General features: G+C 53.0%; 22 protein-coding genes and 4 tRNA genes. 15 read left to right on the forward strand and 11 right to left on the reverse strand.

Annotation, left to right across the window (positions count from 1 at the left end; all coding sequences use genetic code 11):
* Window positions 1-143 precede the first annotated feature (143 nt).
* Complete coding sequence (locus tag NF347_RS07135; protein WP_107681330.1) at window positions 144-401, forward strand: hypothetical protein; 258 nt, start codon at window positions 144-146, stop codon at window positions 399-401.
* 99 nt (window positions 402-500) lie between these two features.
* Here NF347_RS07135 and NF347_RS07140 read toward each other — a convergent pair whose 3' ends face one another.
* From NF347_RS07140 to NF347_RS07155, 4 genes are all read right to left on the reverse strand, one after another.
* Window positions 501-782 carry a hypothetical protein gene (locus NF347_RS07140; RefSeq protein WP_133165417.1) on the reverse strand — a complete coding sequence of 94 codons (282 nt, stop codon included), beginning with the start codon at window positions 780-782 and terminating at the stop codon, window positions 501-503.
* A gap of 58 nt (window positions 783-840) precedes the next feature.
* Window positions 841-918: transfer RNA gene (locus tag NF347_RS07145), tRNA-Val, on the reverse strand.
* A 48-nt stretch (window positions 919-966) separates the two neighbouring features.
* Window positions 967-1,044 (reverse strand) — tRNA-Val (locus tag NF347_RS07150).
* A 47-nt stretch (window positions 1,045-1,091) separates the two neighbouring features.
* Window positions 1,092-1,169 (reverse strand) — tRNA-Val (locus tag NF347_RS07155).
* Between the two features lie 190 nt (window positions 1,170-1,359).
* Between NF347_RS07155 and mltG the strand changes: the two genes are divergently transcribed.
* The 10 genes from mltG to NF347_RS07205 all read left to right on the forward strand — a co-directional run bounded on the left by mltG (window position 1,360) and on the right by NF347_RS07205 (window position 10,180).
* Window positions 1,360-2,406 carry an endolytic transglycosylase MltG gene (mltG, locus tag NF347_RS07160; protein WP_107035240.1) on the forward strand — a complete coding sequence of 349 codons (1,047 nt, stop codon included), beginning with the start codon at window positions 1,360-1,362 and terminating at the stop codon, window positions 2,404-2,406.
* Between the two features lie 192 nt (window positions 2,407-2,598).
* Complete coding sequence (locus NF347_RS07165) at window positions 2,599-4,482, forward strand: DNA cytosine methyltransferase (protein ID WP_107035241.1); 1,884 nt, start codon at window positions 2,599-2,601, stop codon at window positions 4,480-4,482.
* A gap of 6 nt (window positions 4,483-4,488) precedes the next feature.
* Entirely contained in the window at window positions 4,489-5,706 is a 1,218-nt protein-coding gene (locus tag NF347_RS07170; RefSeq protein ID WP_107035242.1) for an MvaI/BcnI family restriction endonuclease, read from the forward strand.
* A 136-nt stretch (window positions 5,707-5,842) separates the two neighbouring features.
* On the forward strand, window positions 5,843-5,989 hold the full coding sequence (locus NF347_RS07175; protein WP_202613065.1) for a hypothetical protein: 147 nt from the start codon (window positions 5,843-5,845) through the stop codon (window positions 5,987-5,989).
* 40 nt (window positions 5,990-6,029) lie between these two features.
* Window positions 6,030-6,278: a putative signal transducing protein gene (locus tag NF347_RS07180; protein WP_107035243.1), complete on the forward strand. Its 249-nt coding sequence runs from the start codon at window positions 6,030-6,032 to the stop codon at window positions 6,276-6,278.
* Between the two features lie 182 nt (window positions 6,279-6,460).
* On the forward strand, window positions 6,461-7,321 hold the full coding sequence (locus NF347_RS07185) for a sigma-70 family RNA polymerase sigma factor (RefSeq protein ID WP_107035244.1): 861 nt from the start codon (window positions 6,461-6,463) through the stop codon (window positions 7,319-7,321).
* Window positions 7,322-7,663: 342 nt separating this feature from the next.
* Entirely contained in the window at window positions 7,664-8,326 is a 663-nt protein-coding gene (locus NF347_RS07190; protein WP_107035246.1) for a 50S ribosomal protein L25/general stress protein Ctc, read from the forward strand.
* A gap of 28 nt (window positions 8,327-8,354) precedes the next feature.
* Entirely contained in the window at window positions 8,355-8,918 is a 564-nt protein-coding gene (gene pth / locus NF347_RS07195) for an aminoacyl-tRNA hydrolase (RefSeq protein WP_107035247.1), read from the forward strand.
* A gap of 74 nt (window positions 8,919-8,992) precedes the next feature.
* The gene (locus tag NF347_RS07200) at window positions 8,993-9,451 is read left to right on the forward strand and encodes an RNA-binding S4 domain-containing protein (RefSeq protein ID WP_107035248.1); all 459 of its coding nucleotides are present in this window, start codon (window positions 8,993-8,995) and stop codon (window positions 9,449-9,451) included.
* 48 nt (window positions 9,452-9,499) lie between these two features.
* Entirely contained in the window at window positions 9,500-10,180 is a 681-nt protein-coding gene (locus NF347_RS07205; protein WP_107035249.1) for an NYN domain-containing protein, read from the forward strand.
* On the opposite strand, the gene NF347_RS07210 is transcribed toward NF347_RS07205, so the two are convergent.
* From NF347_RS07210 to NF347_RS07220, 3 genes are all read right to left on the reverse strand, one after another.
* Complete coding sequence (locus NF347_RS07210) at window positions 10,158-11,354, reverse strand: anaerobic sulfatase-maturation protein (RefSeq protein ID WP_107035250.1); 1,197 nt, start codon at window positions 11,352-11,354, stop codon at window positions 10,158-10,160. The two genes, NF347_RS07205 and NF347_RS07210, sit on opposite strands and share 23 nt — an antisense overlap.
* Window positions 11,355-11,494: 140 nt before the next feature.
* Entirely contained in the window at window positions 11,495-11,650 is a 156-nt protein-coding gene (gene rpmH / locus NF347_RS07215; protein ID WP_107035251.1) for a 50S ribosomal protein L34, read from the reverse strand.
* Window positions 11,651-11,683: 33 nt separating this feature from the next.
* A tRNA-Arg gene (locus NF347_RS07220) sits at window positions 11,684-11,755 on the reverse strand.
* Between the two features lie 90 nt (window positions 11,756-11,845).
* On the opposite strand from NF347_RS07220, the gene ung reads away from it, so the two are divergent.
* The 4 genes from ung to NF347_RS07240 all read left to right on the forward strand — a co-directional run bounded on the left by ung (window position 11,846) and on the right by NF347_RS07240 (window position 16,444).
* Window positions 11,846-12,508 carry a uracil-DNA glycosylase gene (gene ung, locus NF347_RS07225; protein ID WP_107035252.1) on the forward strand — a complete coding sequence of 221 codons (663 nt, stop codon included), beginning with the start codon at window positions 11,846-11,848 and terminating at the stop codon, window positions 12,506-12,508.
* Window positions 12,469-13,761, forward strand: coding sequence for a type IX secretion system plug protein (locus NF347_RS07230; protein ID WP_133165481.1), 1,293 nt, complete (start codon window positions 12,469-12,471; stop codon window positions 13,759-13,761). The genes ung and NF347_RS07230 overlap by 40 nt, the downstream gene beginning before the upstream one ends.
* Window positions 13,762-13,787: 26 nt before the next feature.
* Complete coding sequence (locus NF347_RS07235; RefSeq protein WP_107035305.1) at window positions 13,788-14,372, forward strand: DUF3109 family protein; 585 nt, start codon at window positions 13,788-13,790, stop codon at window positions 14,370-14,372.
* A gap of 68 nt (window positions 14,373-14,440) precedes the next feature.
* The gene (locus NF347_RS07240; protein ID WP_406627057.1) at window positions 14,441-16,444 is read left to right on the forward strand and encodes a family 20 glycosylhydrolase; all 2,004 of its coding nucleotides are present in this window, start codon (window positions 14,441-14,443) and stop codon (window positions 16,442-16,444) included.
* On the opposite strand, the gene NF347_RS07245 is transcribed toward NF347_RS07240, so the two are convergent.
* The 4 genes from NF347_RS07245 to NF347_RS07260 all read right to left on the reverse strand — a co-directional run bounded on the left by NF347_RS07245 (window position 16,432) and on the right by NF347_RS07260 (window position 20,017).
* The gene (locus NF347_RS07245) at window positions 16,432-17,277 is read right to left on the reverse strand and encodes a transporter substrate-binding domain-containing protein (RefSeq protein ID WP_107035254.1); all 846 of its coding nucleotides are present in this window, start codon (window positions 17,275-17,277) and stop codon (window positions 16,432-16,434) included. The genes NF347_RS07240 and NF347_RS07245 overlap by 13 nt on opposite strands.
* A gap of 212 nt (window positions 17,278-17,489) precedes the next feature.
* Window positions 17,490-19,478 carry a putative porin gene (locus NF347_RS07250; RefSeq protein WP_161953383.1) on the reverse strand — a complete coding sequence of 663 codons (1,989 nt, stop codon included), beginning with the start codon at window positions 19,476-19,478 and terminating at the stop codon, window positions 17,490-17,492.
* 87 nt (window positions 19,479-19,565) lie between these two features.
* Window positions 19,566-19,850: a hypothetical protein gene (locus NF347_RS07255; protein WP_107035256.1), complete on the reverse strand. Its 285-nt coding sequence runs from the start codon at window positions 19,848-19,850 to the stop codon at window positions 19,566-19,568.
* Window positions 19,847-20,017 carry a hypothetical protein gene (locus NF347_RS07260; protein ID WP_161553884.1) on the reverse strand — a complete coding sequence of 57 codons (171 nt, stop codon included), beginning with the start codon at window positions 20,015-20,017 and terminating at the stop codon, window positions 19,847-19,849. Before NF347_RS07260 ends, NF347_RS07255 begins: the two co-directional genes overlap by 4 nt.
* Window positions 20,018-20,076 lie beyond the last annotated feature (59 nt).

A 20,076-nucleotide genomic window follows, 5' to 3' on the forward strand; every position in this document is an offset into this window, starting at 1 on the left:
TACGATATTTCTCTCAAATCCGTCAAGTCTATTCAGGGAAAATCAGTAAATCATCACGTCTATACAACCTTTTAACTCAGGTGTGCCACGTTTTCGCACACCCATGTTGATAACTTTGCGTCAGAAAACAAACGCAAAGTACAATGAAACACATCAACTCCTCCGACGTGATCATAGCCAGTCTGACACAGTACGGCCGAAACGTGGCCAACCTCCGCATAAGCGGCCTTTCCGACCTCGGCCAGGTCATAGAATACATCAAGAAAGCCCTACACGGCATCATCGGAATGACCAGCCTGCGGCTTCGCAACGGCTCGCAGGGATGGGTTGAGGAACTACACCTGATGTTCGGAACATCACCGGCCGACAGCCGGAGACCACAGCAACTCTCACTCTTCTGAGCCGAACTGCAAAACGCAGACCACAAGGGACGGATCAGAGAACCGGAATGCTCATGAAGCGCCACAGTTTCATGAGACGCTGCAGAAAGGAAAAGATTGTCAGGGATTAAGCAGATCGGGATTGAAAAAACTCTCCACCTCGCGCGCCATTTCCAGCGCCCGGGCAGCCTTGCTCGACGGATTGATCGAAACTGCCTTGATATAATCGGAAGTAGCTTCAGAGCGACGACCGAGTTTCCACAGCAATTTGCCCCTGCAGAAAAAAATCTCATCGCAGTCAGGACATACAGCAGCCATATCACCGAGCAGAGCGATAGCCTCCTCTACCCTGCCCTCCGCGGCAAGCGACAGAGCTGCAGATATGTCGATATCGGTATTCATATAAAAGAGAAATCCCATGCTTTATCAACATGGGAGTAATCTAAAACTCTTAAATTAGTGGTGGGCGCTGAGGGATTCGAACCCCCGACCCTCTGCTTGTAAGGCAGACGCTCTGAACCAGCTGAGCTAAGCGCCCTCGATTATTCGAGGTGAGATATTTTCGGTCGACGATTTCCCGAATTAGTGGTGGGCGCTGAGGGATTCGAACCCCCGACCCTCTGCTTGTAAGGCAGACGCTCTGAACCAGCTGAGCTAAGCGCCCTCGATTGTTCGAGGTGAAATGCTTCCGGCAACGATTTTCGGGAATCGTGGTGGGCGCTGAGGGATTCGAACCCCCGACCCTCTGCTTGTAAGGCAGACGCTCTGAACCAGCTGAGCTAAGCGCCCTTCGTTTCCGAAAGCGATGCAAAGTTACTACCATTTTTTGAACTGACAATAATATTTCGACATTTTTTTACGATTTTTTTTAACAACGCTTCCTCGACGAAGCATTAACCACTGATTATACACGATTTAGACAAAAACGCCCTTCAAAACTTTTTTCATAGCATCTATAATTTGTAACTTTGCACACATCATGACTACCACACAAAAAAAGAAAAAGAAGACCACCGGAGGGATTCGCCTCGGAGTGCTGATCGCCGCAATTTCGGCAATATTACTGGCAGTAGGATGCTTGATATTCTGCATGAAATCCGCAACACCCACCGATCAGCCGCGATGGGTGAGAATACCCGCGGGCGCCGACCGCGCAGCCGTGGCCGACTCGCTGCGCTCGGCACTTGGCATCACATGCGGCAACCGCGTGTACACCATCTGGCGAACCATGGGAGGCACACCCTCGCGCGCCCATGGAGCCTACAGGTTCGACCATTCGACAAGCTCGGCCGGCGCAGCCCGACGCCTTAAAAACGGCACACAGTCGCCCGTGAAGGTGACATTCAACTATGCCCGCGATCTCGCCGATATGGCATCGAAAGTAACCCGCAACGTAGAGATCGGCTCCGAAGAATTTCTTGAGGCATGCGACACCCTCCTGCCACGCCACGGGTTCAGGCGTCAGCAGTTTCCGGCAGCATTCATGCCCGACACATACGAAGCCTACTGGACCGACAGCGGCGAACGGCTGGCGGAACGGATGCTCGAAGCGCGCAACAACTTCTGGGACGAACGCCGCCGACAGCGCGCCGCCGATCTCGGCATGACTCCCGCCGAGGTAGCCACCCTCGCCTCGATTGTCGAGGAGGAAACCGCCAAGGCCGACGAACGCCCGACCGTGGCACGCCTGTATCTCAACCGGCTGAAACGAGGCATGCTCCTTCAGGCCGACCCGACAGTGAAGTTCGCCACCGGCGACCCCACCCTTCGCCGCATCACCCGGCGACACCTCGCGGTGCAGTCGCCCTACAACACATATCTTCACCACGGACTCCCCCCGGGTCCGATAAGGATCGCCGACCGGCGCACCATCGACGCCGTGCTTGAGGCGCCGCTCCACAACTACATCTACATGTGCGCGCGTGAAGACTTTTCAGGCTACCACAATTTCGCAGCCGACTACCCCACACATCAGGCCAACGCCCGACGCTACCAGAAAGAGCTCGACCGCAGAGGCATTAGATAAGGCTGAACAAACACTGCCTTGCGGCTAAATGATATAGTTCAAAAAAAATTCGTAAATTTGCATTGTAAACACGCTCGAGCAGACAAATGACCACCCAATGTAAGTGACAACTCATCAACAAATCAAGAAACTTCCTTGTAGTCGTAAAAGGTTTGGTCGCCCGTCTGCCTACATGGAAGTTCTGATATATCTATGGCAGAGAAAAAAGAATTTCTCAAAGGGAGAAAACCTGTAACTTTTCTTGATTTGTTTGCTGGCGCCGGTGGCATCAGCGAGGGTTTTTTACAGGCATACACTCGTGATAAGTATTTTAAGTTTGTTCTTGCAAGCGACATAAACGAAAATTGCGAATTAACGCATACGGTTCGTTATAATCACCAATTTGGTCTTGACACAAAATTTCTTACTGAAGATATTATGTCTCCAACATTTATTCCACATCTTCTTGAGAAACTTGAAGATCAAGAAATAGATGTTGTTACGGGAGGACCAAGTTGTCAGTCATTCAGTCTCTCTGGTCGACGTAAACGTTTTGACAAACGAGATAACCTTTTCTTACATTATCTTAATGTCATCCGCAAACTTCGTCCAAAATACTTTGTAATGGAGAACGTCAAAGGTTTGCTTACGAAGGATAAAGGCAAATTCAAAGATGCTATCATCCACGAGATACGGTCAATCATTGATGACTCGAATATCCCGGATTTTGTTCTTTACTTAAGTAAGTTGCTTGATAAGACTGCATCTTCATTTGTAAAAAACTGTATTCTCACTAAAGTAAAAATCGAAGTCTCAGAAGATAACGAGGCAATCATGGAGCGTGATAATTTCATTGCGGTTCTTGACACGCAGTTCAAATCCATTACTCGTAAAATAGACTATCGTTTAAGCAAGTCCAATATCAATATCGCTACGATTCGTCATGGATTAAATCTTCTTCGTCGGACAGATGAACGTAATGCCATTTCTGCTGCGATAATAAATGAAAAGACCCATGCCGACATTGATAATGATTTCTTTGTAAATGGGTTCAACAGCTTCCTGTCTATGATAGATGATTCTACAATCATCAACACCATTCTATCTGCCATTGACACTTTCACGGAGTTTGATCATACCTCTAACGAGGTAAAAGAGTTCCGTGAAATGATAAAGTTGTATGCTTACACTCTTGACGAAACATTCGACTTTATCCGCTCTTACGCTATTTCTGACAAAAGCGAAGATGAATTCAACTCTCATCTTGAAGCCATTCGACTTTATCGTGTCGCTCGCCCCATTGTAGCTCTGTCTGCGAACTACGGTGTACCGCAAAATCGAGAACGAGTCCTTTTCATTGGTTGCAGAAAAGACCAGCAGTTAATAGACGATGTACCGGCAACCGTTAGTGATGAAGAAAAAGTTACTGTATATGAAGCTATACATGACCTTGATTTTATCGGTAACGGCAGTATGGAAACCAGTTATGGCAAAAGAAGAGTAATTGAAGATTGCGAACCTCTAATCCGCACTCGCGAAGTTCAAGGAAGACTTTCTCAATCCGACAATGCTCACACCTTCGCTGAATGGTCGAAAACAGGTCGTTTCTCCCATAGATTTACTTTTTCTTGTGAGCCTTTTTATGTACGCTCTATCGATGATTTGAAAAACAATCTTTTTTGTGAGGAACCTGCTCTTTATAATCATCAGACAAGCTCACAGAGCGATGAAGTGAAACAACGGCTATCTATAATCGCCAGACACGGTGCCTATGACGCAGATTGCAAACAGGAACTATCTGAACTCGGGCTCGATTCCAACAAACGCAACTATACCGTGTTGAATCCTAAAGGTCAAAGCCCGACCGTCGTTACCATGCCTGATGATTTTATACATTATGCCGCCCATCGTGCTATGACGGTCCGAGAAATGGCACGTCTTCAATCATTTGATGATTCATTCGTTTTCCAAGGCAAACGACAGACTGGTGGCAATAAACGTAAATCAGAAATTCCACAATATACACTTGTGGGCAATGCCGTTCCGCCTCTCATGGCGCGTGCCATTGCCAATACCATTCTGCAACATATAAAGTAAGCACTTATGATACACATGCGTCCTTATAATTCTTTTGAGACCAAAAACGTAAAGTTTTTAGTTGATCAGCAGATTGAATTTGCCACAATCCAAATAACAGAAACTGGCTTGAAGAAAAGTATTTTGGACGCTACCGCCCCTGTTCGCGCTTATTTTGAGGAGAAAAATATCCACGACTACAATTTACAGTTACAAGGCCCGGAGCATAAACGTGTCATTGACACTTATATCATGACCGAAGCTGCACAGTTCCTTACTAAAACCTCGCTTTATAGACCCGTTACCAAAAAAGGTGATCCTCGTTTATGGGTAAACAAAGTCCGAGATGTAGAATTTCTTCGGGCTAATGATATTTTTGCGCTTATCGCACATAAGAACATCCTTTTCGTTATCAATCTATCAATAGTTGATATAGTAAAAGTTTGTCTTTCTTCAATTGACACGCCATTGAAAGACTTGATTTTGGGACTCTCACGCGAAAAGAATTCTGTAAGCGACGAATTACTCAGACTAATTAAAGACCGCATGACAGACTGGATGCCGGCTGAAATCCTTGCAGATACGGGAATTGGACGAACCGTTGAGTCAATTCTAGGGATTGAAATGAATCCGTCTAAAAATCCTGACTTCAAAGGCATTGAACTTAAAAGCCATAGAGAGGCATCGAGAGTTAGAAATACTCTTTTTACACAAACTCCCGAGTGGGCAATAAGCCGTCTCAAAAGTGGTAAGGCTATAGTTGAGGAATATGGGTATATTCCTGACGGATATAACCATAAATCATTACATGTCACACTTACTGCTAATCGACCAAACCCACAAGGCCTTGGTCTATTGGTGCGGACTCAATTAGGACTTCTTGAGGCTGACGAATTTTCTCTAGCAACTTTAGAAGATGGTACTTTCCGTAAGATTAATGACGTTGCAGTGTGGAAACTAATCAAATTACATGAGAGGTTACTAACCAAACATCGTGAGACTTTTTGGATTGACGCTGAAACAAAACATGAATCCGGTCGCGAGTTTTTCCGTGTTTCTGAAATACTCCATACCAAGAATCCAATACCTTCTCAATTTGATGTACTCCTTGATCAGGGACAAATTACTGTAGATTTTCTTCTCTGCCGTGATTCTGGAGGCGACACATACAGTTTCAAAATAAAAGGAAAAGCCAGACCATTGCTTTTTCCTCAAAGTGAAACATATAACCTCCGTGGCACATGATTTTCAGGCGTAGCAACTACGTTGCCGCACACCGTGAATCAACAAAAAAATGCCGAGTTAAAGAAAAAACGCACACAGCCCGAATTAGAATGACAACATATCCGAGCATATCGCCGACCGCCGCACCATCGACGCCGTGCTTGAGGCGCCGCTCCACAACTACATCTACATGTGCGCGCGTGAAGACTTTTCAGGCTACCACAATTTCGCAGCCGACTACCCCACACATCAGGCCAACGCCCGACGCTACCAGAAAGAGCTCGACCGCAGAGGCATTAGATAAGGCTGAACAAACACTGCCGCATCCACGTTATCCATCCATTATGAAACAGACCAACGACACCAGTATAACGATAGCGACATACTCCACCGACTGGGAAGCCCACATAGCCGAAGGAGTGCTGTCCAACGAAGGGATCCCCTGCACCCTGACCAACGAAACATTCTCGTCGATATACCCTATAGGCTTCAACAGCATCGGAGGCATCAACCTTGTCGTCCCCGCCGAATATGCCGACACAGCCCGGCGCCTGCTCGACCTGACAGCTCAGGAGGACTCGCCGGAGTCGTGACACCAACACCGGCCGCCATAGCCGCGCGCATAAAGTGGTCTCAAGCCAAGCAAAGCCCCAAACCAATATCCAAGCAAAGCCCAAACCGGCGGAAGCCTTCAAATCAGTTCTAAAATCAGGCCGAAACATTTGCGTATTAGGAAAATAATCATTACCTTTGCGCGCTTAATCTCAAGAAACGAATGAGACAACTTAAAATCACCAAGTCGATTACCAACCGCGAGAGCGCATCGCTCGACAAGTACCTCCAGGAGATAGGCCGCGAAGAGCTTATATCCGTAGATGAGGAAGTTGAGCTTGCAAGGCGCATACGCCAAGGTGATCAGAGAGCGCTGGAAAAGTTAACGTGTGCCAACCTTCGCTTCGTCGTATCAGTAGCAAAACAGTATCAAAATCAGGGACTGAGCCTCCCCGACCTGATCAACGAAGGCAATCTCGGCTTGATTAAAGCGGCACAGAAGTTTGACGAAACCCGCGGTTTCAAATTCATCTCCTATGCCGTGTGGTGGATACGGCAGTCAATCCTTCAGGCGCTGGCCGAACAGGCCCGCATCGTCAGATTGCCCCTCAATCAGGTGGGAGCATTGAATAAAATCAGCAAGGAGCTATCGAAGTTCGAGCAGGAAAACGAGCGCCGTCCTTCGCCCGAAGAGCTTGCCGCACGCCTCGACGTGCCTCTTGAAAAAATCTCCGACACCCTTAAGGTATCGGGACGAAGCATCTCGGTCGACGCACCATTTGTAGAAGGTGAGGACAACAGCCTTCTCGACGTGCTCACCAACGACGACTCCCCCGCAGCAGACTCCACGCTGACACAGGAATCCCTGTCGAAAGAAGTGGACCGCGCGCTGCGCCAGCTCCACGAACGCGAACGCGAGATACTCAAAATGTTCTTCGGCATCGGCTGTCAGGAGATGACGCTTGAAGAGATCGGAGCCAAATTTGATCTCACACGCGAACGCGTACGCCAGATCAAGGAGAAAGCCATCCGCCGGCTCAAAGGACAGAAAAGCCGCCTGCTGAAGACCTACCTCGGCCAGTGACGCACGGACGGCTCGGACACAAAACACCTACATAAAATTGCAAGGACAATAGATGTAATATTTTTTCTCATGGTGAGAAAGCGCGCGTCGCGATGACGTGCGCTTTTTCTTTTACACATTCATACAATACCCCACACAGGCCCATCCACACAGCTCACATGAGAAAACCCGTGTGAAGCCCCTTCACGAAGTCTGTCGCGCTTTTTCTCGACATGTTTATGACCATACATTTGGAATTCAGTCCAAAAATCGCTACCTTTGCACCGCTTTTTAGGCATCCCGTGTGATGGGAAATTAAGGAGCGCTTAATTTTTAGTAACACAACAACAAACATCTCAAAGAATGAAGACATTCCAGCTCAGCGCCGAGCCCCGTACCGATCTCGGCAAGAAAGCCGCCAAGGCACTCCGCAAGGAAAACAAAATCCCCGTAGTGCTCAACGGCGGTGAAGTGATCGACCTCCCCTACAAAGGCAAGCTCCGCGACGGCGAAAAGATCGTCGTGATCGAGAAAGACCAGTCCAAGGGCCTCATCACCACCGACCTCGTTGTGACCAACGACTCCGTGCGCAAGCTCATCTATACACCCGACATCTTCGCTATCGAGCTGAGCCTCCACGGCGAAAAGCGCATGGCTGTGCTCAAGGACATCCAGTTCCACCCCGTCAAGGACACAATCCTCCACATCGATCTTCTCGAAGTCAACGACAAGAAGCCCGTGGTGATCGAAGTGCCCGTGCAGCTTGAAGGCCACGCCGAAGGTGTGAAAGCCGGTGGTAAGCTCACCCTCTCAATGAAAAAGATCAAGGTTAAAGCCACTTACGACAAGATCCCCGAACGCGTTGTAGTCAACGTCGACAACCTCGGCCTCGGCAAGACCATCCAGATCGGCGACCTCCACTTCGAAGGCCTCGAACTGACCAACGCCAAGAACGCTGTCGTATGCGCCGTACAGCTGACCCGTGCCGCCCGTGGCGCAGCAGCCGCCGCCGCCGCAGGAAAGTAATCCCGTAAACTATTCCCGACAACAGCTGATGAAATATCTGATAGTTGGGCTTGGCAATATCGGCAGCGAGTATGCCATGACACGCCACAACATAGGATTTATGATATTGGATGCCTTTGCAAAGGCATCCAATATTACTTTTACACCCGAACGTTACGGCGACATCGCACGCCTGCGCGTCAAGAACGCGCAGCTCATACTGCTCAAGCCCTCGACCTACATGAATCTCAGCGGCAACGCCGTGCGCTACTGGCGCGATCACGAAAAGATCGACAACGACCACCTGCTCGTACTCGTCGACGACCTCGCGCTGCCCTTCGGAGCCATACGCCTCAAAGCCAACGGCAGCGACGCCGGACACAACGGACTCAAAAACATCGCAGCCATGCTCGGCACCCAGGCATATCCACGCCTGCGGTTCGGCATAGGCAACGACTTCCAGCGCGGCCAGCAGGTAGAATACGTGCTCGGAGCCTTCACGCTCGACCAGCGCCAGAAACTGCCAGTGCGCATCGACGTGGCCATCGAGGCCATCAAGGCATTCTGCCTGTCAGGACTCGACTTCGCTATGTGCAACTTCAACAACAAGTGACCGCTATGCGAACCATCGCCGCAGGCTCAGGTGTTTTACACCTATAAAACCTTCACTCCACACAACAGACACTCATGGCCAAGACCGAAGAAAGAATCGACAAATGGATGTGGGCCACCCGCATATTCAAGACCCGCACCATAAGCACCGACGCATGCAAAAAAGGACGCATCAGCGTGGGAGGCGCCACAGCCAAGCCATCGCGCACCATCAAGGTCGGCGACGTAATAGAAGTGCGCAAACCGCCGGTGACCTACAGTTTCAGAGTCAAGGCGCTCACCGAAAACCGTCTTGGCGCACGCCTTGTGCCCGACTATCTGGAAAACATCACCCCGCAGAGCCAGCTCGACCTGCTTGAGATCGTGAAAATATCCGGATTCATCGACCGCCGCAAAGGACTCGGACGCCCCACCAAACGCGAAGGCAGAGAGTTGTCGAAATTCACCTCCGAAGCCATGGAAAGCGACGGATGGGACTTCGATTTTGACTTCGATGACGATGATGACGACGACATCGACAACATCGACGAATAACCACACTGAACGCCCGAACCCTCCCCGCCCGGCGGGTGTTAATCACGTATGAACACCTCGCCCATATCCATAGGAATTTTCATTGACGGAGGCTACTTCTCCAAAATCAACGACGAGCTGCGCCACAAACGCCAGCTGCAGATCGACATCCACGGCTATCTCGACTACATACGCCGCCGCATAGCCCGCCATGCCGACACCGATCCGTCTGACTGCCTCATCACGGAGAGCCACTACTTCAGAGGGCGGTTTCGCGCAGCTCTGGCCAACGAAAAGCGCATACTGCTTACCGAGCGATATTTCGAGGACGCGCTGATCGACAACGACGTCATATTCCACTACAAGCACCTCCGCGAAGTGCCCAATGCCGCCGGAGGCACCACCATAGTAGAAAAAGGGGTCGACGTATGGTTTGCCCTCGAAGCCTACGAACTGACCAGCATACGCAAATTCGACTACGTGGTGCTCATCACCGGCGATGCCGATCACGAGATGCTCATCCGAAAACTGAAAGCGCTTAAAGTCAACGTGCTGCTCTACACCTGGAATCTCGGACCGCAGGCCGCCACCTCGCCGTTTCTTGAAGAGGAGGCCCCGTGGCACATTGATCTGGAGAGCGAAACCGCAGCCCACCCCGACCTGATCAACCGGATATGCCGCCGGCTCTCGTCGCCGTCACACCGCGACGATGCCGACGAAGAAACCGTCAGCCGAAACGCATCCCATTGACATTGGCCGGTGCACGCCCGGCCTCAAGCTCCCCCTTCATGAAGTCCATATAGGGCGCCACATGATTGAAAAAAGCACGATAACCCTCACACAGGTAATTCAGTCCAGGCTCACCCTCAGCCGTCGTGGCGAAGCGGTTGCGGGGACACTCGCCGTTGCAGGCAAACAGCCACCGGCAATCACGGCACTGCTTGGGCAACGAACCGAGTTTGCCGGCTCCAAACTCAAGCTGACGGTCGGAGGCCATCATCTCTATAAGAGTGTTTTGATGGATATTTCCGAGCCTGTATTGCGGAAATACAAAATGGTCGCAGGCATAAACGTCGCCGTTCCACTCCATGGCCGCCGCGTGGCCGCACATCGACGACAGAGTGCATAGCCCCGGCATCGCACCGACCCAGTTGGCCAGAGTGGCATCGAAGATCTGCACGAACACACGTCCGACATCCTCCTTGACCCACTCGTCAAACACACCGATAAGAAAATCACCCCACTGGCGTGGCGTCACCGAAAAACCGGTCAGCTCGCCGCCGGCCGCCACATCGGCCAGCATATCGTCGGGCTTCATACGCTCCACTACGGGAGTAAACTGTATGAACCGACACCCCAGTTCCTTGAAAAAACGGTAGAACTCGACAGGATAGTCGGCATTGTAATCATTGACCACCGCCAGAGCGTTCCACTCCACCCCATGACGCTGAAGCATGCGTATGCCGCGCATGACGGCACCGAACGACGGCCGGCCGTCGGCCATGCGCCTGTATTCATCGTGAAAATCCTCCGGACCGTCTATCGACACCCCCACCAACCAGTTGTTGCGCTTCAGAAACAGACACCACTCGTCGGTGAGCAGCGTGGCGTTGGTCTGAAGGCAGTTGGTGATATTGCGTCCGGCTCCATACTTCTTCTGCAGCTCCAGAACCTTGCGATAGAAGTCGAGCTTCCTCACCGTAGCCTCCCCTCCATGCCATGTGAAAATGACATCAGGAGTGGTCTGCGCGGCGATATACTGCTTGACAAACTCCTCGAGCGTAGCCTCCGACATCATCTGACGGCGCGCGTCGGGATAATATCGTTTCTTCTCAAGGTAGTAGCAGTAGGTGCACGCCATGTTGCAGGTCGAGCCTACAGGCTTTGGCATGACATAGACCGGAGTGGAGAACGGGTTGATCATCGGTGCGACGGCGTTAGATCATGATGACTGATGAGTGTATCGGACTATGGCGGACAGGAATCTGACGCATACGCTTCGGGCCGGAGCCTCCTTGTTGTGCAAGAGAGATTCCGGCCCGGAATGTCGCGTCAGAAAGAGAATTACTTGCCGGCGATAGAACAGCTGACAGTAAGACGCTTGCGGCCTTTCGCACGACGACGTGCAAGCACCTTGCGGCCATCGGCTGTGGCCATTCTCTCACGGAAGCCGTGCTTGTTGACTCTTTTTCTGTTAGAAGGTTGGAATGTTCTTTTCATTGCCGTATGTTGATTTTCTTATTAAAATATTTGTATCCCCGTGGGGAGTCGAACCCCAATCGTTGGAACCGGAATCCAATATTCTATCCATTGAACTACGGAGACTTGTCGCTTCGGAGCATGGAAAACACGCTCAAAAACGGTGCAAAGTTACTGAATTTTTTATATCTTTGCAAAAGAACTCGCAAAAAAGCAATGGAAGTTAGAATCGACAGCAGCTGGAAAGAGATACTCGGAGCCGAATTCGACAAGGAATACTTCGTCAGGCTCACCGAATTTGTCAGAGCCGAATACGGCCGGCGGACGGTCTATCCGCCCGCCTCGAAAATCTTTGCAGCATTCGATTCATGCCCGTTCGACAAGGTCAAGGTGGTGATCCTCGGTCAGGATCCATATCATGGCGAAGGACAAGCCAACGGACTGTGCTTCTCGGTCAATCCGGGCATAGCCCTCCCCCGCTCGCTCGTCAATATATTCAAAGAGGTGGCTGCCGACACAGGCACACCCCCCTCGACCGACGGCGATCTGAGCCGTTGGGCGCGTCAGGGAGTGCTGATGCTCAACGCCACACTCACCGTCGGAGCACACTCACCCGGCTCACATCAGGGACACGGATGGGAGGAATTCACCGACGCCGTTGTCAGAAATCTCGCCGAAAAACGCCAGGGGCTGGTGTTCATCCTCTGGGGCTCTTACGCCATACGCAAAGGAGCCATCATCGATCGCGACCGACATCTGGTGCTCACCTCGGCCCACCCCTCGCCGCTGAGCGCTGCAAGAGGCTTCTTCGGCAACCACCACTTCACCCGCACTAACCAGTGGCTTCAGAGCCACGGACTGACACCTATCGCATGGTAGCCCGGCGCATGGCCGCAGTCATGCTCGCGGCATCGGCGGCTCTCGCCGCACAGTCACAGGCCTACATGGCCAAACATCCGGCCATCAGAAGCGTGATCACACGCATCGAAGGCCACGACAACGCCCCGGCTGTCATCATACCCCGAGCCGGCGACCGACTTACCGTCAGCTTCGACGAAGAGAGCCTCGAAAGCCGTCAGCTGCGCTACCGGCTGATACACTGCGACCCGCACTGGCATCCGTCGCAGCTCATCGAATCCGAATACATAGACGGATTCAATGAAGCGCCTTTAGACGACGGCACATATTCCAGAGCCACACTCACCCACTATGTGCATTACCGCCTGACTGTCCCGACCGACATCATCCCCACCATAAGCGGCAACTACCTGATCGAGATATTCGACGACTACGACACTGCGCGCCCTACGCTTGTAAGCATACCGTTCGGCGTAAGCGAACAATCGGTCGACATCGCAGCCACCGTATCGCCGCGCACCGACACAGACTACCTCGGAGCACATCAGCAGCTCTCGATCGACCTTGACCTCGACCGCATCTGGAACGAAATCACCAGCCCATACACCGACATCATCGTCACCGTAGAGCAGGACTCACGGCCGGAAACCAGGGTGGAACTGACATCGCCTACCGCCGTCACCGGACGCCGCGCCCGCTACGACCATCTTCCGCAGCTGATATTCAAGGCCGGCAACGAATACCGTCGCATGGAAACCGTCGACACCCGACGGCCCGGCATGGGCATAGCGTCGGTAGGTCAGAATGCCGGAAGGTTCGCAGCCGAAACCGAGCCGGCCGCTGCGAGAGCCGGCTCGCCGTATGCCTACGACCGCACACAGCATGGACGCATGCTCGTCCGCACCGTCGACTCCGACCGCCCCGACACGGAAGCCGACTATGTCGACACCGGATTCACACTTGTCAGCGAGCCGATAGAAGGCTGCGACGTATATGTCGAAGGCGAACTGACCGGCCGACGCCTTGACAAGACATCGCGTATGTACTACGATCCCACAGCCGGATCCTACCGTCTGACGCTTCCGCTCAAGCAGGGAGCCTACAATTACCGCTATCTGGCCGTCGACCGCCGCACAGGACGGCCGATAGAGGGACTGATCGAGGGAAACTTCCACCAGACCGTCAACGAATACACCATCAGAGTCTACTACCGGCCACGCACTGCCCGGGGCTACCGTCTGGCCGGAGTGACCGTCATTACAAACGACCGATGACCAACGAAGATAAAAACGAAGAAATCATGATAGAAATAGGAAATACGCTGGTGTCGCTCGACCTGGCCGAACGTTTTTTTTGCTGCGATCTCGACCAATGTCTCGGACAATGCTGCATAGAGGGCGACGCCGGCGCCCCCATCACCACTGCCGAACAGCGCGAACTTGAGAGAGTGCTCCCCATTGTCGAGCAGCAGCTCACCCCGCAGGCACGACGCGTGATCGGCGAACAGGGAGTCAGCTACATCGACGAAGAGGGCGACCTCGTCACCTCGATAGTAGGTGGCCGCGACTGCGTGTTCACATGCCACGCACCCGGCGGCAAATGCCTGTGTGCCATCGACAGCGCCTTCAGGCAGGGACTCACCGGATCGTTCCGCAAACCGATATCATGCTATCTCTATCCGCTGCGCCTGACCGAATACCCCTCGTTCACCGCCGTCAACTACCACCGATGGAAAATATGCCGGAGCGCCGAAGCCAACGGCCGGCGCCTCGGCATACGCCTGTACCAGTTCATGAAAGCCCCCCTGACCGAACGTTTCGGCAAGGAATGGTACGACGAGCTGGTCCAGGCATGCGAAGCCATAATCGAGAATGAAATAGATTAAATACCCCGAAACCGATGCACTCAATCAGACACACACTGCTGGCAATGCTTGCCACCGCTATTTCGGCAATGCCGATTATAGCCCGGACTACCGAAACCTCCCACACATTGCTGCCCGCTCCGCAGCACATCGAGTTCCACGGCGGAGATGTCAGAATCAGCGCCGCACGCCTGATGATGGCTGCCGACTCGGCACAGTGGGCCGACACGCTGACTGCTCTCGGCGTCAGAATCGACCCGCGCGCACGATTCCTCATCACAGGAAAAATCGTCGACTCCATCCCCGGCGCCGGCATCAACGACGAGGCCTACACCCTCGGCATCGACAACCGGCGGATAGACGTCAGCGCCGTCTCATCCAAGGGCATACGATGGGCGCTGCAGACACTGCGACAGCTGGCGGAAAGCACCCCATCGCGACAATTGCGGCTGCCACGATGCAGCGTCACCGACTGGCCCGCATTCCCCTGGCGCGGATTCATGATGGATGTCGGCCGCTCCTATATAAGCCTCGACGAACTCAAACGCGAGATCGACGCCATGTCGCTCTTCAAACTCAACGTATTCCACTGGCATCTGACCGAAAACCAGGCATGGCGTCTGGAGAGCCGCCTGTTCCCGATGCTCAACGACAGCATCAACACCACCCGCCAGCCGGGCCGCTACTACACCATCGACGAAGCCCGGCAGCTCGTGGCATACTGCCGCGAAAGAGGCATCATGCTCCTGCCCGAGATAGATATGCCCGGGCATAGCGCCGCTTTCGAGCGCACATTCCGCCACGACATGCAGTCGGCCGAAGGCAAGAAGATACTCCGGCTGCTTGTCGAGGAGGCATGCGCCACGTTTGATGAAGTCCCGTATCTGCATATCGGCACCGACGAAGTGCGCTTCACCGACCCAGAATTTGTGCCTGAAATGGTGGCATTCGTCAGAAGCCACGGCAAGAAAGTCATATCGTGGAATCCGGGATGGCATTATGAACCGGGAGAGATCGACATGACACACCTCTGGAGCTATCGCGGCAAAGGGCAGAAAGGCATTCCGGCCATAGACTCCAAGCTACACTATCTCAACCATTTCGATCTTTATGCCGACATACGCGCCCTCTATCGGAGCAAGATCTACCGGCTGACATCGGCCACACCCGATGTAGCCGGAGCGGAAATAGCCATCTGGAACGACCGCTATGTGGCCGATGAGGCGACCAATGCCAGCCAGAACAATCTCTACCCGATAATGATGGCCATGGCCGAACGAGCGTGGAGAGGAGGAGGCACAGAATACTTCGACAGCCTTGGAACCAACATGGACCGACCCGGCACCGACGATTTCAAAGAGTTTGCCGACTTCGAGCGACGCATGCTGCACCACAAGGCCACATCGCTGCGCCACCTCGCCATACCCTACGTGAAACAGACCAACGTGCACTGGCGCATCACCGACGCATTTCCCAACGGAGGCGATCTCAGCCGCCGGTTTCCGCCCGAAACCGAAGGACCGGCACAGAGCTACACCTATGCCGACTCTGTCTACAACACACGTCGCGCCACCGGCGCAGGCATATATCTGCGGCACGTATGGGGTTCAGCCACCATACCCGGATTCTATGCTGATCCGCAGCCCGACCACACGGCATACGCGTTCACACGCGTCTACTCTCCGGCCGACCAGACAGTTGGCCTGCAGGCAGAAACACAAAACTACAGCCGGTCCGAACCCGACCTCGCCCCTCTGCCGGGCTGCTGGGATTACCGCCACAGCCGGATATGGATCAACGGCGACACAGTAGCGCCTCCGGCATGGCAGTCGACCCACCGGGTCAGAAGCAACGAAATTTCACTTACAAACGAAAATGCCGCAGCGCGGCGTCCACTCCCCGTCAAGCTCCGCAAAGGCTGGAACGACGTGATGATCAAACTCCCCGTAGGCAGCTTCTCCACACCCGAAACACGACTGGTGAAGTGGATGTTCACGTTTGTATTCACCACTCCCGACGGATCACGCGAAGCCGACCTTATTTACGATCCCGACGCACAAGCCCCCGGGAAAATCCGGCCTCAGGGAAAATAACGGCGCGAGAGCTCGCGATAACCGCCGGTCTGGCGATGCGCCTCCATAATGGTATCAAGCCGGTTCACAAGCAGTGAATCGGCTTTTCTGCACAGCCACGACTGAAACTGATTGAACGACACCGCCGTCGATATATCCACCTGCGGATAATCCGCAGCCATGACGCGCGCTATCCGCTCGTTCACCACAGCCGACGGTATCTCACCGGTAGCCGTCATGATAAACAGCTGCTCGCTGCCGTATGCCGGATCCTCCACCACATAGATCGTATCGCCGATCTCCGATGCGAGATTATGCAGACGGTCGGCCACCGGCGACTGAGCCATGACCCACACCTCATGGCCGGCCATGTCGAGCTGCGAACCGATGGGCGCCTTACCGGCCGAATCACGCAGCTGCACAAGCACCTGACGGTCAATATATACCGGAGCGGTGAACGCATAGCGCTCCCGATAACGCTCCGTCATAGGCATCGCCCCGACCACTATATCGAACAATCCCTCGTCAAGCCCACTGAGAGCATCGCCGAGAGCCACCACGGGGTGGAACTTCAGATGCAGTCCGCGCTCCGACGCCAGCTGTCGCAGCAAATCGTAAGAGAAACCGCCGAGGGTGTCATCGTAGCGGTAGAGCGACAATGGCCCGTACTCGATCGCCACATCGAGCGTGTCGCCACCCGAAGGATGCCGCTCGGCCACGCGCAGAGTGGGCATACTGCATGTGCGCACACACAACATCAGTGTCAGAGCCGCCACGAGCAGCAGTCCATACAGTGCCAGCCTCGAAGAGGGCTTTCGGTCATATCTTAGAGTGTGCTTGAATTTCACTTCCATTCATTTAGAGTATGTTTGAATTTCACTTCTATTCACTCAAAGAGGATTTTCGGAGAGATTCGCGTGAGTTGATGAGGGAGCGATGCGGGCATCGTGACCGATGAAACTTGACGCGAATCGCCCGAAAAGACCTTTGAGGGGATGGAAAGAAGTCCCTATATATTTCTTCGTGTTAAATTCAAACATACTCTTAGAGAGGATTTTCGTAGAGATCAGTTGGCGAAATCCACCGACAATCCGAGCTGAAACCGCCGTGGATTCATCGGATAATGGGGCATTGCGAAATAATTCTTGCCCGTCAGACCCTGATTGATATGCGACATCATGACATAGAATCGCGTACGGCTCAGTTTCATATTGGCATAGAGATTCATGAAAGGATAATTGCCCACCTCGATCTCCCGCTGGTTGTAGAACGCCATCGTGGCCGGCTGATACGACGGCGAATAATAGCGCGTGTAATAATCGCAATCGAGGCCGAGCTGCACCTCAAGCACCCTGGCCACCTTGAAGTAGACAAACAGATTGGAGTTGATCGCCAGCTTCGGCGCAGGCAGCACCGCCTGATCCGATGTCACCTGATACGTGATGTTGTTCTGCCAGTTGAGCGCCCTGTAGCTGAAATTCTGACGAAGATTGACGCTCACCACCTGCACGCTCCCCTTATGCTGCACCGGAAGGCAGTCAGGTCCGAAATATATCAGATTCTGTATATTCTCGACCCCGGCATTTATATATGTGCCTGTAAGCGGAATCCGCAGCCATCCTCCGGCCTTGACACGACGCGTCTTGCCGAAATCGTTTTTCCAGATGAAATGATTCGACACATACTGTCGCATCAGCAGCGGGGCCTCCTCGTTCGAGAAGTTGAAATATCCGTTGATCCTCACCGTGTCATCCTTGAGCCTGAACAGTGTGGAGAGATTGGCGTTTACCCTTACATCGCCCGCCGCAGTGCCGGCGATGCCGAGCCTGCCGGTGACATCGTATCTCAGCAACCGGCCCGACTGCTTTGTCAGCTGTCCGCCGACATAAAGCAGATTTTCGGTCACCTTCGGACGCAGCTTGCTGTCAAACGGATATGGAGTCAGACCCTCCGGCCTGTCGATGCCGGTCAACGGAATGCTGTCGACGGTCTGATTGTAACGCCTGATCTCATGAGTGACATATGCCGCCAGACCCGCTTTCGCATACTTGTGGAAACCTTCGAGAAGCGACACACCGAGAGTGTTAGAAAGCGACCAGTACGATGTATTGTCGTGAGTGTACCCGTCCGACAGATACGTATTGCGCCAGAAATCCTCCGCCGCCGCAGGCACAGTGTTGTCAAACACATGGCGGGCCTTGTTGTAGTCGAGTGTCCAGATGAAACTCGACACCGGTATGTATGTGCGGTGCTCGATCGTATCGCCGGGAATGGAATCGTTGGGAGGCGTCACGTGCCAGTAACCCACCTTATAGCGCGAATTGGCCATGAACTCCGATCCGGTGACTCTCGAGTGCGCGCCGGTCAGAAAGGTCGGGATCGATTTGGCATCGATCTTGGCCGATCCGCCCTGAAGCACTTCCGGATTGGTGATATACAGATCGTCGGTGATGCCGCCGTTCTCCTTAGCCACAAGGTTGTAATGATTTATGAACGTCTGCAGCTCATAGCGGTCGCCCATATACGACGACGACAGCCCCCACGCCAGATTCTTGTCGGCCTGATTGGCATAGCTTCCCTTCGAATAAAGATAGTCGACCGAAGCGCCAAACTGCAGGCGACTGTTGACATTACCGGAAAAATCGGCCTGCAGACGATCCTGCGCCGTTTCCCGGCCGCCCGACGTGTTATAGCTCACGAGCGTCATCGGAATGCGCGTGTTGTAAAACTTGTGGTTACCCTGCATCGGTATCCAGTGGCGTATGGCGTCGCGAAAGTAAAAATCGCTCATGGCAGGCCTGTCGGCCAGTATCATATTTATGCCGGGCGAACCGAGATTGCCCGTCGAGACCCACGCCGGAGACACAGCCGAGGGCACTGACTCCATCGAGTAGTCAAATAGCAGTGTGTCTATCGTGGCAGACTCATGCAGTCCGAGCGGCGGAAGCATACTCCAGGCATATGACGGTGCTATGACTGTGGCCTTCTTCTGTCCGGCGGCACCGAGACAGGCCGCAATGCAAAATATTATCAGTGGTATGGCTCTTCGTAACATATCGGCAAAGTTACGAAGAAATTGGTCATGATTACGGTGTATTTGACGTTTTTTTGTGCCGGCGCAAGCCATAGACTCCAGAGACGGTCATGAATCGCCGCCGTTTCTCCTGAATATGAAGCTCAGACACCACAGCACGACAGCACACACCACCACCGCTCCACAGAGCGATATGGTCTGTCCATAGTCATTCTCGCCAAACCACCGGATGAAGGCATAGCCGCCACCGATGGCCGACGCTATGCCCACCGCTACATTGACCGCCGCCGGCACTCCGCCCGAAGTCATAAGCCGGCCGCACATATATCCTCCGACCGCCCCGATCAGAGCCCAGACGAGCCATGTCGTCAATCCTATTCCGGCAAGTATCATGACAGCATATTGAAATTTTCTACACCTTTCATGACCGCACGAGCCGCCACGTCAGTGTCGCCCCACAGATCGGCCACCGTCAGCCACACGATCAGCAGAATTATCAGCACCGCCACTCCGGCCACCAGCCATACGCTGGTATTTGATCTCTTCTTTCTTTTTTCCATAATTACAATCAATTGAAAATTATCTCAATCCGATATCTTGTTTGGTAAAAAAACGTTTA

It is taken from the genome of Paramuribaculum intestinale (assembly GCF_030759015.1).
In the GTDB taxonomy this organism is placed as follows: domain Bacteria; phylum Bacteroidota; class Bacteroidia; order Bacteroidales; family Muribaculaceae; genus Paramuribaculum; species Paramuribaculum intestinale.